The organism is Bacillus sp. S2(2024), from assembly GCF_050474045.1.
Classification (GTDB): domain Bacteria; phylum Bacillota; class Bacilli; order Bacillales; family Bacillaceae_G; genus Bacillus_A; species Bacillus_A yunxiaonensis.
In genome coordinates, this window is the sequence record NZ_JBFLUS010000003.1 from 4,547,501 (window position 1) to 4,563,029 (window position 15,529).

14 protein-coding genes, 2 rRNA genes and 1 other annotated feature (1 of these 17 only partly in view) are annotated in these 15,529 nt (G+C 37.9%); all 16 genes read left to right on the forward strand.

Going from position 1 to position 15,529, the window contains the following annotated elements:
- Positions 1-172: ribosomal RNA gene (locus AB1284_RS23095) — 23S ribosomal RNA — on the forward strand (it extends 2,751 nt beyond the left edge of the window).
- A 50-nt stretch (positions 173-222) separates the two neighbouring features.
- A 5S ribosomal RNA gene (rrf, locus tag AB1284_RS23100) occupies positions 223-338 on the forward strand.
- 208 nt (positions 339-546) lie between these two features.
- Positions 547-1,008: a CtsR family transcriptional regulator gene (locus AB1284_RS23105; protein ID WP_429752838.1), complete on the forward strand. Its 462-nt coding sequence runs from the start codon at positions 547-549 to the stop codon at positions 1,006-1,008.
- A gap of 101 nt (positions 1,009-1,109) precedes the next feature.
- Positions 1,110-1,658, forward strand: coding sequence for a UvrB/UvrC motif-containing protein (locus AB1284_RS23110; protein WP_429752837.1), 549 nt, complete (start codon positions 1,110-1,112; stop codon positions 1,656-1,658).
- A 4-nt stretch (positions 1,659-1,662) separates the two neighbouring features.
- Positions 1,663-2,736: a protein arginine kinase gene (locus tag AB1284_RS23115; protein ID WP_429752836.1), complete on the forward strand. Its 1,074-nt coding sequence runs from the start codon at positions 1,663-1,665 to the stop codon at positions 2,734-2,736.
- A gap of 13 nt (positions 2,737-2,749) precedes the next feature.
- Positions 2,750-5,185: an ATP-dependent protease ATP-binding subunit ClpC gene (gene clpC, locus AB1284_RS23120; RefSeq protein ID WP_429754393.1), complete on the forward strand. Its 2,436-nt coding sequence runs from the start codon at positions 2,750-2,752 to the stop codon at positions 5,183-5,185.
- Positions 5,186-5,284: 99 nt separating this feature from the next.
- On the forward strand, positions 5,285-6,661 hold the full coding sequence (gene radA, locus AB1284_RS23125; protein ID WP_429752835.1) for a DNA repair protein RadA: 1,377 nt from the start codon (positions 5,285-5,287) through the stop codon (positions 6,659-6,661).
- 3 nt (positions 6,662-6,664) lie between these two features.
- Positions 6,665-7,738, forward strand: coding sequence for a DNA integrity scanning diadenylate cyclase DisA (gene disA, locus AB1284_RS23130; protein WP_336484550.1), 1,074 nt, complete (start codon positions 6,665-6,667; stop codon positions 7,736-7,738).
- Positions 7,739-7,898: 160 nt separating this feature from the next.
- Positions 7,899-8,999, forward strand: coding sequence for a PIN/TRAM domain-containing protein (locus AB1284_RS23135; protein WP_429752834.1), 1,101 nt, complete (start codon positions 7,899-7,901; stop codon positions 8,997-8,999).
- A 16-nt stretch (positions 9,000-9,015) separates the two neighbouring features.
- A complete protein-coding gene (gene ispD, locus AB1284_RS23140; RefSeq protein ID WP_429752833.1) occupies positions 9,016-9,699 on the forward strand; it encodes a 2-C-methyl-D-erythritol 4-phosphate cytidylyltransferase in 684 nt (227 codons plus the stop codon).
- 134 nt (positions 9,700-9,833) lie between these two features.
- Positions 9,834-10,310 (forward strand): 2-C-methyl-D-erythritol 2,4-cyclodiphosphate synthase, encoded by a 477-nt coding sequence (gene ispF / locus AB1284_RS23145; RefSeq protein ID WP_429752832.1) that lies wholly within the window; start codon positions 9,834-9,836, stop codon positions 10,308-10,310.
- Between the two features lie 89 nt (positions 10,311-10,399).
- Positions 10,400-11,857, forward strand: a complete 1,458-nt coding sequence (gene gltX, locus AB1284_RS23150) for a glutamate--tRNA ligase (RefSeq protein ID WP_429752831.1) — start codon at positions 10,400-10,402, stop codon at positions 11,855-11,857.
- 48 nt (positions 11,858-11,905) lie between these two features.
- Positions 11,906-12,154: a binding site (T-box leader), on the forward strand.
- A gap of 179 nt (positions 12,155-12,333) precedes the next feature.
- Positions 12,334-12,999 carry a serine O-acetyltransferase gene (gene cysE, locus AB1284_RS23155; protein WP_429752830.1) on the forward strand — a complete coding sequence of 222 codons (666 nt, stop codon included), beginning with the start codon at positions 12,334-12,336 and terminating at the stop codon, positions 12,997-12,999.
- Positions 12,980-14,377 carry a cysteine--tRNA ligase gene (gene cysS / locus AB1284_RS23160; protein ID WP_429752829.1) on the forward strand — a complete coding sequence of 466 codons (1,398 nt, stop codon included), beginning with the start codon at positions 12,980-12,982 and terminating at the stop codon, positions 14,375-14,377. Before cysE ends, cysS begins: the two co-directional genes overlap by 20 nt.
- 2 nt (positions 14,378-14,379) lie before the next feature.
- Complete coding sequence (locus AB1284_RS23165; protein ID WP_429752828.1) at positions 14,380-14,781, forward strand: Mini-ribonuclease 3; 402 nt, start codon at positions 14,380-14,382, stop codon at positions 14,779-14,781.
- Positions 14,782-14,783: 2 nt separating this feature from the next.
- Positions 14,784-15,527 carry a 23S rRNA (guanosine(2251)-2'-O)-methyltransferase RlmB gene (gene rlmB, locus AB1284_RS23170; protein ID WP_336484558.1) on the forward strand — a complete coding sequence of 248 codons (744 nt, stop codon included), beginning with the start codon at positions 14,784-14,786 and terminating at the stop codon, positions 15,525-15,527.
- Positions 15,528-15,529 lie beyond the last annotated feature (2 nt).

The window sequence follows — 15,529 nt, forward strand, 5'->3', positions numbered from 1 at the left end:
GCGGAAGGGATAAGTGCTGAAAGCATCTAAGCATGAAGCCCCCCTCAAGATGAGATTTCCCATAGCGTTAAGCTAGTAAGATCCCTGAAAGATGATCAGGTTGATAGGTTCGAGGTGGAAGCATGGTGACATGTGGAGCTGACGAATACTAATAGATCGAGGACTTAACCATATAATATGAAGCAAATGTTATCTAGTTTTGAAGGAATATACCTTCATAAGTCTGGTAATGATGGCAGAGAGGTCACACCCGTTCCCATACCGAACACGGAAGTTAAGCTCTCTAGCGCCGATGGTAGTTGGGACTTTGTCCCTGTGAGAGTAGGACGTTGCCAGGCAAACGAAAGACGAGTCATTGGACTCGTCTTTTTTGCATTCTTTTTTATATAGGAAACTTTATATTCTTTATTCATAAAATAAAGAACGGTTGATTAAATGGGAAAAAATATGGATAGGATAGGGAAGGAAGCAAAAGAGTTGCAAAATTTTTTAATACGTATATAATTAAAGTCAAAGATAGTCAAAGTCAATAAAGGTGGAGGATAAATGAGAAATATATCTGATATTATTGAACAATATCTAAAGCAAGTTATTGACTTAAGTAATAATAATGCAATTGAAATTAAAAGAAGTGAAATTGCTGATAAGTTTGATTGTGTGCCATCTCAAATTAACTACGTTATTAATACTCGTTTTACTATAGAAAGAGGGTTTGTAGTGGAAAGCAAACGAGGTGGCGGAGGTTATATTCGCATTATAAAAGTCAAATTGCATGATGATATAGACATTATTAATCAAATGTTACAAATGATTCAGTATAGCATTACTCAATCAAACGCTGAGAGTATAATAAGGCGTTTATTAGAAGAAGGTATTGTTACTAGTAGGGAAGCAAAGCTTATGTTTAGTGTATTAGATCGATCTGTTTTACTAATGGATTTACCATTTAGAGATGAATTACGAGCGCGTATGCTTCAAGCAATGCTTAGAACATTGAAGTATAAGTAAAGTGAAACTTCCCTTAGGAATGCTTTGTCTCTTAAGAATGAGTTGAACGAATAAGATTGTAAATTAATAATTCTTTCCTATTGTAAAGGTGGGGAAACAAGTTGATTTGTCAAAACTGTAGTTCACGATCAGCAACGCTGCATTTTACAAAAGCAATCAATGGAGAAAAGACGGAGATTCATCTTTGCGAGCAATGTGCACAAGAAAATGGATATACGTCTTTCTTTCAATCAAATAAGTCTAGTTTGTCATTTCATAATTTATTAGCAGGACTACTGAATGTCGAGCAACCCGTATCTGAGAAAAAAACAAATGATTTTTCGAGTGAACAGCCTTTGCAATGTCCGAAATGCAATATGACGTATCCAAAATTTGCAAAGGTCGGAAGGTTTGGTTGTTCGACTTGTTATGAAACGTTTAAAGAACAATTACAACCAACGCTAAAACGAGTTCATGGTGGACATACAAAGCACCATGGAAAAATTCCTAACCGTATAGGAGGAAATCTTCATCTGAAAAAAGAATTAGATGAGTTAAAACTAAAATTGCAGGCGTGCATACAACAAGAAGAGTTTGAACAGGCTGCTGAAATCCGAGATACAATTCGCAGCATAGAAAATCAGCTTCGTGAGCATAGAGAGGGGGAATAATTCTATGTCACTCGATCGTATTATGAACGAAGCAATTAGTCCATGGATGAGGGAAGAAGGTCCTGATTCCGATATTGTTTTAAGCAGTCGTGTTCGATTGGCTCGGAATTTACGAGATTATCAGTTCCCGACTATGCTAACAAATGAGGAAGCGGAGCAAATAATTCATGTATTTCAAGAAAATTTTGCCAATCAAAAAGTTGAACCTTTCGGGGGATTTGAACTGTTACAAATGAATAGGATTCAACCTTTGCAGCGTAGAGTATTGGTAGAAAAGCACCTTGTAAGTCCGGATCTAGTGGGAACAGAATATGGTGCTTGTTTATTATCTGAGAATGAACAAGTAAGTATTATGCTTAATGAAGAAGATCATATTCGGATTCAATGTTTATTTCCGGGATTACAACTATCAGAAGCACTGCATAGTGCAAATCAAATTGATGATTGGATAGAAAATCAGATTGAATATGCATTTGATGAACAAGTTGGTTATATAACGAGCTGTCCTACAAATCTAGGAACAGGCTTACGAGCTTCAGTGATGATACATTTGCCAGCCCTCGTTTTAACAGGACAAATGAACCGTATCGTTCAGGCAATTAATCAACTTGGTTTAGTTGTGAGAGGGATATATGGTGAAGGTAGCGAAGCGTTAGGGAACATATTTCAACTTTCTAATCAAATGACATTAGGAAAACCTGAAGGAGATATTGTAGAAGATTTGAAAAGTGTTGTTCAGCAACTTATTCAACAAGAACGAACAGCAAGAGAATCAATTACGAAAAGTTCAAGTATTGAGCTTGAAGATAAGGTATATCGTTCTTATGGTGTATTAGAGAATAGCCGTTTAATTGAATCTGCTGAGGCAGCAACGTGTTTATCGGATGTTCGGCTTGGTATTGACCTTGGGTATATTGAGAATATATCTAGGAATATCTTAACAGAGTTAATGGTACTTACACAGCCTGGAATCTTACAGCAATATGCTGGAGGCCCGTTACAACCTGATGAAAGAGATTATCGCAGAGCAGCACTTATTCGTGAAAGATTACGAATTGAACAAAATCGAGCGAAGTAGGAGTGTGATTCATATGATGTTTGGAAGATTTACAGAGCGAGCACAAAAGGTATTAGCGTTATCCCAAGAAGAAGCAATTCGTATTGGTCATAATAATATCGGCACAGAGCATATTTTACTCGGTCTTGTACGCGAAGGAGAAGGAATTGCTGCAAAAGCATTGGTCGCACTTGGATTAAGCCCAGAGAAAGTTCAAAAAGAAGTAGAAGCACTAATTGGGCGCGGTACGGAGATGTCCCAAACGGTTCACTACACACCGCGTGCAAAAAAAGTAATAGAGTTATCAATGGACGAGGCGCGTAAACTTGGTCATTCTTATGTGGGAACAGAGCATATTTTACTTGGGCTTATTCGTGAAGGAGAAGGCGTTGCGGCCCGTGTTTTAAATAATTTAGGTGTAAGTTTAAATAAAGCGCGTCAACAAGTATTGCAGCTTCTTGGTAGTAACGAGACGGCTTCGGGTCATCAAGGTGGTGGCTCGGCTAATGCAAATACACCGACGCTTGATAGTTTAGCGCGTGATTTAACAGCTGTAGCACGTGAAGGGCGTTTAGATCCAGTAATTGGTCGTAGCAAAGAAATTCAACGTGTAATTGAAGTATTAAGTAGAAGAACAAAAAATAATCCTGTGTTAATTGGAGAACCCGGTGTTGGTAAAACGGCAATTGCTGAAGGATTAGCACAACAAATTGTAAACAACGAAGTTCCAGAGACTTTACGCGATAAGCGTGTTATGACATTAGATATGGGGACTGTAGTTGCTGGTACGAAATATCGCGGTGAGTTTGAAGACCGTTTAAAGAAAGTCATGGATGAAATTCGTCAAGCTGGTAATATTATTTTATTCATTGATGAGCTTCATACACTAATTGGTGCAGGCGGTGCAGAAGGGGCGATTGACGCATCGAATATTTTAAAGCCATCATTAGCGCGTGGAGAACTACAATGTATTGGGGCGACAACGCTAGATGAGTATCGTAAATATATTGAAAAAGATGCGGCATTAGAGCGACGTTTTCAACCAATTCACGTTGATGAACCGAGCTTAGAAGAATCGATTCAAATTTTAAAAGGATTACGTGACCGTTATGAAGCGCATCACCGTGTTTCTATCTCAGACGATGCAATTGACGCCGCTGTAAAATTATCTGATCGTTACATTACAGATCGTTTCTTACCTGATAAAGCGATTGACTTAATTGATGAAGCAGCTTCAAAGGTTCGTTTACGTTCTTATACAACACCACCAAATTTAAAAGAACTTGAATCGAAGCTAGAAGAAGTAAGAAAAGAAAAAGATGCGGCAGTACAAAGTCAAGAATTTGAGAAAGCAGCTTCTTTACGTGATATGGAACAGCGCCTACGTGAAAAATTAGAAGATACGAAGCGTCAATGGAAAGAGCAGCAAGGTAAAGAGAATTCGGAAGTAACAGTAGAGGATATTGCAAATGTTGTTTCAACATGGACGCGTATTCCGGTTTCTAAGCTAGCTCAAACAGAAACAGACAAACTATTGAACTTAGAAAATATTTTACATGATCGTTTAATTGGGCAAGATGAAGCAGTTATTGCAGTTGCAAAAGCAGTTCGCCGTGCAAGAGCAGGTTTGAAAGATCCAAAACGTCCAATCGGTTCTTTTATTTTCTTAGGACCAACTGGTGTTGGTAAAACGGAACTTGCACGCGCATTAGCAGAATCCATGTTTGGTGACGAAGATGCAATGATTCGTATTGATATGTCGGAGTACATGGAGAAACACTCTACTTCTCGTCTAGTTGGTTCTCCTCCAGGATATGTTGGATATGAAGAAGGCGGCCAGTTAACGGAAAAAGTTCGTCGCAAACCATACTCTGTTGTCTTACTTGACGAGGTGGAAAAGGCGCATCCAGATGTATTCAATATTTTACTGCAAGTGTTAGAAGATGGTCGTTTAACAGATTCAAAGGGTCGTACAGTTGATTTCCGTAATACAATTGTTATTATGACTTCTAACGTAGGTGCAGATGCATTAAAACGAAACAAACATCTTGGATTTAATGTGCAAGATGAAAGTCGTGATTATGCAGATATGAAGGGCAAAGTAATGGATGAGTTGAAAAAAGCATTCCGCCCTGAGTTCCTAAATCGCATTGACGAAATTATTGTTTTCCATACATTAGAGAAGAAACATATTAAAGAAATTGTTACTCTTATGGTAGAGCAGTTGGTTAAACGTTTAAAAGAACAAGATATTGATTTAGAGTTAACGGATGGAGCAATTGAAGCGATTGCTGATAAAGGATTTGATCCAGAATATGGTGCTCGTCCACTACGCCGTGCAATTCAAAAACATGTAGAAGATCGATTATCAGAAGAACTTCTTAAAGGAGTTATTGAGAAAGGTCAAAAAGTTGTTTTTGATGCAGAAGGGGAATCATTTGTCATTCGTAGTGCAGAAAAGGTAAAATAAGTATAGACAAACAAAAGGGGGCTAAACAATAGCCCTCTTTCTTGTACAAAAAAGAAATATTTTTGTTACATATGAAAGCGAAGTGAAGTATAAAAAACGATGGCTAAAAAGAAAACAAAATTTACATGTCAAGAATGTGGTTATCAGTCACCAAAGTATATGGGAAAGTGTCCGGGGTGCGGACAATGGAATACACTGGTGGAAGAGATGGAACCAGTTGTATCATCACGCCGCCTGAACTATGCAAGTGCAATCCAAACTGAATTAACGAAGCCTCGCCGCCTGAAAGAAGTGGAAACGAAAACAGAGGCGCGTATTGAAACAAGTTTTCAAGAATTTAACCGGGTGCTTGGTGGTGGAATTGTAGATGGCTCTCTCGTGCTCATAGGAGGAGATCCTGGTATTGGGAAATCAACATTATTACTGCAAATATCATCACAACTAGCAGATCGTGCGTATGATGTTTTATACATATCAGGGGAGGAATCTGCAAAACAAATTAAACTTAGAGCAGATCGTCTTCATGTAAATGGAGATAATTTATTTGTTGTATCAGAAACAGATTTACAACGAATTGCAGCATATATAGATGAAATGAATCCATCATTTGTAGTAATTGATTCTATTCAAACCATTCATTTACCGGAAGTAACTTCAGCGCCAGGAAGTGTAGCGCAAGTACGTGAATGCACAGCAGAACTTATGAAGCTTGCAAAAACGAAAGGAATCCCTATTTTTATTGTAGGGCATGTAACGAAAGAAGGAGCTATAGCAGGTCCACGTATGTTAGAGCATATGGTGGATGCCGTTCTTTATTTTGAAGGAGATCGTCATCATACATATCGAATTTTACGAGCGGTGAAAAACCGTTTTGGTTCAACTAATGAGATGGGGATTTTTGAGATGAAGGAGCTTGGCCTTTCAGAGGTGTTAAATCCTTCTGAAATTTTTCTGGAAGAAAGACCCGTGGGTGCTGCTGGTTCAACGGTTGTTGCTTCTATGGAAGGAACAAGGCCCGTTTTAGTAGAAATACAAGCATTAATTTCTCCTACAAGTTTTGGGAATCCAAGAAGAATGGCAACAGGAATTGACCATAATCGTGTTTCTCTTATTATGGCGGTACTAGAAAAAAGAGCAGGATTATTGCTTCAAAATCAAGATGCTTATTTAAAAGTTGCCGGGGGAATTAAACTAGATGAACCGGCAGTTGATTTGGCGGTTGCTTTAAGTATTGCATCAAGTTTTCGTGATAAACCGACGTTTCCAGGTGATGCAGTCATTGGTGAAGTTGGTTTAACGGGAGAAGTTCGTCGTGTTTCTCGCATTGAACAGCGTGTACAAGAAGCGGAAAAATTAGGATTTCAGCGTGTTATTATCCCGAGAAAGAATTTAGGTGGATGGACGATTCCAGAAGGAATTGAAGTAGTTGGAGTATCGAATATAGGAGAGGCTCTTCGATTTGCACTAGGAGGATAAGATATGGAAGAAAACAAGCAACGTTCCAAAAGTATTATTAATATTTTACAGCTTGTTGCACCGGGGACACCATTAAGAGAAGGAATTGATAATGTGCTCCGGGCACAAACGGGTGGTCTTATTGTACTCGGATACAACGAACAAATTAAAAGTATTGTTGATGGAGGATTTCATATTAATTGTGCTTTTTCTCCTGCTAGTCTGTATGAACTAGCAAAAATGGATGGGGCTCTTATTTTAAATGAAACGGGAAGTAAAATTTTAATCGCTAATGGACAGCTGGTTCCTGATTCATCTATTGACTCTATTGAAACAGGTATGCGCCATCGAACAGCAGAGCGAGTGGCAAAGCAGACGGGTAGCCTTGTTGTTGCCATTTCACAAAGACGAAATGTAATTACGTTATATCAAGGAAACTTACGTTATACATTAAAAGATATTGGGGTTATTTTAACAAAGGCAAACCAAGCGATTCAAACATTAGAAAAATATAAGGCTGTATGGAATGACGGTATAACAAACCTTGGTATTTTAGAATTTGAAGAAGTGGTTACAATGTCTGAAGTTGTGCATGTACTACATAGCGTTGAAATGATGCTGCGGATTAAAAATGAAATCTTCAGTTACATTCATGAATTAGGAACAGAAGGAAGGCTCATTCGTTTACAATTGACAGAATTGCTTGCTGACGTGGAAGCAGAGGCTGCACTATTAATTAAAGATTACTATCATGAAAAAACCCAAGATCACTATCAAATTTTAAAAAAATTACAAGAGCTTGCGAATGCGCAACTCCTAGAAGATAGCGATTTAGTGAAATTACTTGGATACTCCGGACAAATGAAATTAGAAGAAAGCATTACACCAAGAGGCTATCGAATAGCGAGTAAAATTTCTAGAGTTCCACCTCTTATTATTGAGAACTTAATTAATCGTTTTAAGAACTTACAAGGAATTTGCCGTGCAACTATTGCGGATTTGGATGATGTGGAAGGAATTGGAGAAGTACGGGCGAAAAAGATACGAGAGGGTTTAAAACGAATTCAAGAACACTTGTATATGAGCAGACACAATTAAGAATATTACATTGATTTCACAATATAGCTACACTCAAAGATTTTTTATATATGATATGATATATTGGTAAATAAAACAAATTATAAAAAAACACGTCCACTTTTTCACTCGACGTTTTGAGTGGCGAAGTAATGGTTAATAATGAGTAGGAGGTGGTTGAATGTTAAAACGAATCGTACAGCTTTTCTTTTTAGTTATTGGAGGAGCATTAGGAATTTTTCTCATTCCAAAAGTGATTAATGTTTTGGATATAGGTGCAGTTCCTTGGCTTGAAGGTTCTTATATTCGTGCAATTATTGGTGCAATCATTTTATTTTTAACAACTTTTTGGCTTGTAGATTATATTGTTCAGCTTATTAAACATATTGAGGAAGCACTTGTAAAAGCACCTGTTACAGATGTGTTATTTGGAACATTAGGATTAATCTCAGGACTAATTGTTGCGTATTTAATCTTGATTCCGATTCGCGAATTTACCATTCCAGTCATTAGTACAGTATTGCAAATCTTTTTCACGCTATTACTTGGTTACTTAGGGTTCCAAGTAGGATTTAAAAAGAGGAATGAATTGTTAGGGTTGTTTACATTGGCGCAACGCGGAGGAAAGAAAAAAAATACGAATAATGAAAACGAGGAAGTAGAACCGTTAACTTCCGGATGGAAAATACTAGATACCAGTGTTATTATTGATGGACGTATCGCGGATATTTGTCAAACGAAGTTTTTGGAAGGTACAATTGTCATTCCGCAATTTGTGTTAGAGGAACTACAGCATATTGCTGATTCTTCGGATGCATTAAAGCGTAATCGCGGACGAAGAGGCTTGGATATTTTAAATCGTATTCAAAAAGAGTTATCTATTCCAGTAGAAATTTATGAAGGTGATTTTGAAGATATTCAAGAAGTCGATAGTAAGCTTGTGAAGTTAGCAAAATTAACAGGCGGCACTGTTGTTACGAATGATTTTAACTTAAATAAAGTTTCTGAATTGCAAGGTGTGACAGTTTTAAACATTAATGATTTAGCAAATGCTATTAAGCCTGTTGTACTTCCGGGTGAAGAGTTAAGGGTATACGTTGTGAAGGATGGAAAAGAGCAGAATCAAGGCGTTGCTTATTTAGATGACGGTACAATGATCGTAGTCGAAGATGGTAGAGAGCATGTTGGTTCACAGCTTGATGTACTTGTTACAAGTGTACTGCAAACATCTGCGGGCCGAATGATTTTTGCTAAGCGCAAACTGCTAGAAAAAGCGTTATAAGTAGGGGACTATGGTGATGTATACATTAATTATTCCTGCAGCAGGACAAGGTAAGCGTATGGGAGCGGGGAAAAATAAATTATTTTTACAAATTGATTCTGTTCCCATTATCATTCATACATTACGAGCTTTTGAAAAAGATGAGCAATGTAAGCATGTTATTTTAGCGATTAACGAAGAAGAGCGTTCTTACTTTGAGGGACTTCTCCAAACTTATCATATTCAAAAAGACATCCAACTTATTCAAGGTGGATGTGAGCGTCAGGATAGTGTATACAATGCTCTTATGTATGTAAGAGATGTAGAGTATGTACTTATCCACGACGGGGCACGTCCGTTTGTAACGAAAAAGATGATTGAAGATGTATTGCAAATGGCGAAAGAAAAAGGTGCGTCCATTTGTGCAGTACCTGTGAAAGATACAATTAAAAAAGTGACACATGATATTGTTGTTGAAACCGTAGAACGTTCTCATCTGCAAGCAGTTCAAACACCGCAAGGATTTCGTGTTCCCATTCTGTTAGAGGCACATGAAAGTGCAAAACAAGCGGGTTTTCTAGGAACTGACGATGCCAGTCTGGTGGAACGCATTCCTAAAGAGGTGGGAGTTGTAGGAGGAAGCTATCATAATATAAAGGTGACAACACCTGAAGATTTAGTAATTGCTGAAAGCTTTCTGCGAGTTTTGAAAATACAGTAGCAATGTTATAATAGAAAAGCCCGGTGGCTACCGGGCTTTTCTATATATAGAGCAAAAACTTCAACGGGTGGAGCCTTTATATGCCCGTAAGAATGATATAAGGTTTACTAGTGTAGTTTGAGGAGGAATTGGAAATGTTTCGAATTGGACAAGGTTTTGATGTACATGCATTTGCAGAAGGAAGACCGCTAATTATTGGTGGAATTACAATTCCATATGAAAAAGGATTACTTGGGCATTCTGATGCTGATGTCCTTTTGCATACTATTGCTGATGCTTGTTTAGGGGCGATTGCTGCTGGTGATATCGGTAAACATTTTCCAGATACAGATCCTGCATTTAAAGATGCAGATTCAGCTGTCCTTTTGCAGAAAGTGTGGGAGTTTGTGACAGAGCAAGGGTATGTACTTGGAAACTTAGATTGTACAATTATTGCTCAAAAGCCGAAAATGGCACCGCATATTGAAAGTATGCGTCAGAGAATTAGCGAGCTATTACAAACGAGCATCGAGAATGTCAATGTAAAAGCAACGACGACAGAAAAATTAGGATTTACAGGGCGAGAAGAAGGAATTGCTTCGCAGGCTATTGTATTATTACAGAAAAAATAGTTGTTTTTGATTCGCAAGATGGATAATCGTAATTTTTTGGTGTACAATTAAAGAATCTGTTGACATTAGGAATGGAAGGTGTACCAACTATGGAAAAGCAAGTGAGAGTGCGCTATGCGCCAAGTCCAACAGGACACTTACATATCGGAAATGCACGTACGGCATTATTTAACTATTTATTCGCTCGTAGTCAAAACGGTAAATTTATTATCCGTATTGAAGATACAGACGTAAAGCGTAATATTGCTGGCGGTGAAGAAAGCCAATTAACGTATTTAAAATGGCTTGGCATGGACTGGGATGAAAGCATCGACGTTGGTGGTGAATATGGTCCGTACCGTCAAATGGAGCGTTTAGATATTTATAAAAAGTTATATGAAGATTTATTAGAGCGTGGCTTAGCGTATAAGTGCTATATGACAGAAGAAGAGTTAGAAGCAGAACGTGAAGGACAAATCGCTCGTGGTGAAACACCTCGTTATGCGGGTTGTCACCGTGATTTAACAGATGAGCAAGTAAAACAATTCGAGGCAGAAGGACGCATTCCAAGTATTCGTTTCCGTGTACCTGAAAACCGTGAATATGTATTTAATGATATTGTAAAAGGAGACGTATCTTTCAACTCAAACGATTTCGGTGATTTCGTTATCGTGAAGAAAGATGGCATCCCAACTTACAACTTTGCAGTAGCGGCAGATGATCATTTCATGGAAATCTCACACGTTCTTCGTGGTGATGACCATATTTCTAATACACCAAAACAAATGATGATTTATGAAGCATTTGGTTGGGATATACCACAATTTGGTCATATGACGTTAATTGTAAATGAAAGCCGTAAAAAGTTAAGTAAACGTGATGAATCTATTATTCAATTTATTGAACAATATGAAGCGCTGGGATATCTTCCAGAAGCAATCTTTAACTTTATCGCATTACTAGGTTGGTCACCAGTAGGGGAAGAAGAAATCTTCTCTAAAGATGAGTTTATTGAAATGTTTGATGCAGCTCGTTTATCGAAATCACCGGCATTATTCGATTCTCAAAAATTAAAATGGATGAACAACCAATATATGAAAAAGCAAGACTTAGATCGCGTTGTTGAATTAAGCTTACCGCATTTAGTGAAAGCTGGTCGCGTAAGTGAAAACCCAAGTGAACAAGAACTAGCTTGGATTCGCGATGTCATCGCTTTATATCACGATCAAATGAGCTTTGGGGCTGAGATTGTTGAATTGTCTGATATGTTCTTTAAAGATCATGTGGATTATGAAGAAGAAGGACAAGAAGTATTAAAAGGGGAACAAGTACCAGAAGTTCTTCGTGCGTTTGCGGCAGAATTAGAAGCATTAGAAGAAGTAGAAGCTGCAGCAATCAAGACAGCGATTAAAGCTGTTCAAAAGCAAACAGGTCAAAAAGGGAAAAATTTATTCATGCCAATTCGCGTTGCGACAACTGGCCAAACACACGGACCAGAACTTCCGAATGCAATTGCACTTCTTGGAAAAGAAAAAGTTTTAAATCGTGTTCGTAAAGTAATTGGTTAACATTTTACGGATTTAGAAATATAATAAGAATACTTTAAAATGAAATAAAAGAAAGCGACGAGAAGGAGAAGTAGAAAATCATGCTTTTCACAGAGAAAACCACCATTTGGCTGGAAGTGGTTTAAAAGCAGTTTTTTGAAGTGCCCCTTTGAGTCTTCTGCTGAACAACGAATATATTTCGAGAAATGTCATGTTGACGCAAAGTAAGCAGAAGCGGTATAAACCGTTATCATGTTTGAGTTTGAGGCTTTTTTAGGCCTAAACAGAGTGGAACCGCGCTAGTAAGGCGTCTCTGTCTATAGACAGAGACGCCTTTTTTCTATACTTACAGGTATGGGGGAGAGTTTTTGGTATAAATAGTCGAAAAAAACTTTGTAAGAAAGTGGAAATCAAAAACCTTATTGGTTCAACTTGCCATTAGTGGTAAAAGGTTCCATTGATGGGAGTTTCACTTTAAACAAAAAGGGGGAACAAAAATGTTTAAGAGGCTTCGGGAGGATATTGAAGTCGTCTTTGAACAGGATCCAGCAGCGAGAAGTTACATCGAAGTGATTTTAACCTACTCTGGATTGCACGCAATTTGGGCGCATCGTATTGCACATGCTTTTTATAAACGAAAGTTTTTCTTTTTTGCTCGTGTTATCTCACAAATGAGTCGTTTTTTTACGGGTATTGAAATTCATCCGGGGGCAACAATTGGTCGTAAGTTTTTTATTGATCATGGCATGGGAGTTGTAATTGGAGAAACGTGTGAAATTGGAGATAACGTGACAATTTATCAAGGTGTTACGTTGGGTGGTACAGGGAAAGAAAAAGGGAAACGTCATCCAACAATTAAAGACAATGTATTGATTGCAACAGGTGCGAAAGTGCTTGGATCGATTACGGTTGGAGAAAATTCTAAAGTTGGTGCTGGTTCGGTTGTATTAAAGGAAGTACCTGCACATTCTACAGTTGTAGGTATTCCTGGTAGCGTCGTGATTCAAAATGGGGTAAAAGTAGGTCAAGAATTAAATCACTGTGATCTTCCGGATCCGATTTTTGATAAGTTGAAAGCGGTGGAAGAAGAGCTTGAACAATTGAAAAAACATATGGTAGTGAAAACAGAAAGAGAGGATAAAAATGACTATTCACATTTATAATACGCTAACGCGTCAAAAAGAAGAGTTTATTCCATTAGAGGAAAATAAGGTGAAAATGTATGTGTGCGGTCCTACAGTATACAACTACATCCATATTGGGAATGCAAGACCACCTATGGTATTCGACACAGTACGTCGTTATTTAGAACATAAAGGATACGATGTACAATATGTTTCTAACTTTACTGATGTAGATGATAAATTAATTAAAGCGGCGAATGAGCTAGGAGAAGACGTTCCAACAATTGCAGATCGCTTTGTTGAAGCATACTTTGAAGATGTAACGGCACTAGGCTGCAAACATGCGACAGTTCATCCTCGTGTAACAGAAAATATGGATATCATTATTGAGTTTATTCAGGAACTTGTGAATAAAGGATATGCATATGAATCTGAAGGTGATGTGTATTACAGAACAAAGGAATTTGAAGGTTACGGTAAATTATCACATCAGCCAATTGCAGACCTGCGTCATGGGGCACGTATTGAAGTGGGAGAAAAGAAACATGATCCACTTGATTTTGCATTATGGAAAGCAGCGAAAGAAGGAGAAATCTTCTGGGAGAGCCCTTGGGGGAAAGGTCGTCCAGGTTGGCATATCGAATGCTCTGCAATGGCACGTAAATATTTAGGTGATACAATTGATATTCATGCTGGTGGTCAAGATTTAACATTCCCGCATCATGAAAATGAGATTGCACAATCAGAGGCTTTGACTGGAAAAACATTTGCACGTTACTGGATGCATAATGGATATATTAATATTAACAATGAAAAGATGTCTAAGTCGTTAGGAAACTTTATTTTAGTTCACGATATTATTAAACAGTATGATCCACAGTTAATCCGATTCTTTATGTTATCTGTACACTATCGTCATCCAATCAACTTTAGTGAAGAGTTACTGCAAAGTACGAATAATGGATTAGAGAGAATTAAAACGGCTTATGGAAACTTAAAACATCGCATGGAAAGCAGTACGGATTTAACGGACCATAATGAGAAATGGTTAACTGAAATGGATAAATTCCAAGCGGCATTTGAAGAAGCGATGGATGATGACTTCAATACAGCAAATGCAATAACTGAGTTATATAATTTAGCAAATCATGCGAATCAATATTTATTAGAAGAGCATACGTCAAAAGTTGTCATTGAAGCGTATGTAAAACAACTTGAAACATTGTTTGGCATTTTAGGATTAGAATTAACAAAAGAAGAATTGCTTGATGAAGAAATTGAAGCACTAATCCAAAAGCGTATTGAGGCTCGTAAAAATCGTGATTTTGCACTGTCTGATCAAATTCGCGATGAATTGAAAGAGCGTAACATTATTTTAGAAGATACACCACAAGGTACAAGATGGAAAAGAGGCTAAACATGATTGATGCAAAGCAATTGAATAGCTTAGCGTTAGCATATATGGGTGATGCGGTATACGAACAATATATCCGCTATCACCTGCTTCAAAAAGGAACAGTTCGTCCAAATCAATTACATCGTTTGGGGACAAGCTTTGTTTCTGCAAAAGCGCAAGCGAAAGTTGTTCATCATTTACTAGAGACAGCATTTCTTAGTGAAGAAGAGGAAGCAGTATTAAGAAGAGGGCGCAATGCAAAATCAGGTTCTGTTCCGAAAAATACAGATGTACAAACATATCGATATAGTACTGCTTTTGAGGCACTGATTGGATATCATTATTTATTGAATGAACAAACACGAATAGAAGAGATTGTATTTGAAGCAATTCGTGTATTAGAGGATAAGGAAGGAGGCGCGTGAGCGTGAACAGTGAATATATTATTGGACGTAACCCTGTAATTGAAGCGTTGAGAGCAGGTCGTGATATTAATAAAATTTGGATTGCAGAAGGTGCTGCGAAAGGGCAAGTGCAAATTGTACTAGCATTAGCGAAAGAAAATAAAATTTTAGTGCAGAATTCACCGAAGAAAAAATTAGATCAACTTGTAGAGGGGAATCATCAAGGTGTAATCGCACAAGTGGCGGCATATGAATATGCTGACTTAGAGGATTTATTTGCGTTGGCAGCTAAGCGCAATGAGGATCCATTTTTCTTAATTCTGGATGAGATTGAAGATCCGCACAATCTAGGCTCTATTATGCGTACGGCAGATGCAGTAGGGGCGCATGGTATTATTATTCCAAAGCGCAGAGCGGTTGGTTTAACAGCGGCAGTTGCAAAGGCTTCTACGGGCGCGATTGAGTATGTTCCTGTAGCTCGCGTTACAAATCTATCAAGAACGATTGATGAATTGAAAGAGCGCGGGCTTTGGATTGCCGGTACAGATGCAAAAGGGAAAGATGACTATCGTAATTTAGATGGAAAGATGCCAATTGGTTTAGTGATTGGAAGTGAAGGGAAAGGCATGAGTCGCCTTATCGGCGAGAAATGTGACTTCTTGATTCATTTACCGATGGCTGGTAAAGTTACCTCCTTAAATGCTTCAGTTGCTGCTAGCTTGTTAATGTATGAAGTGTATCGGAAACGTCACCCAATCGGTGAATAAAA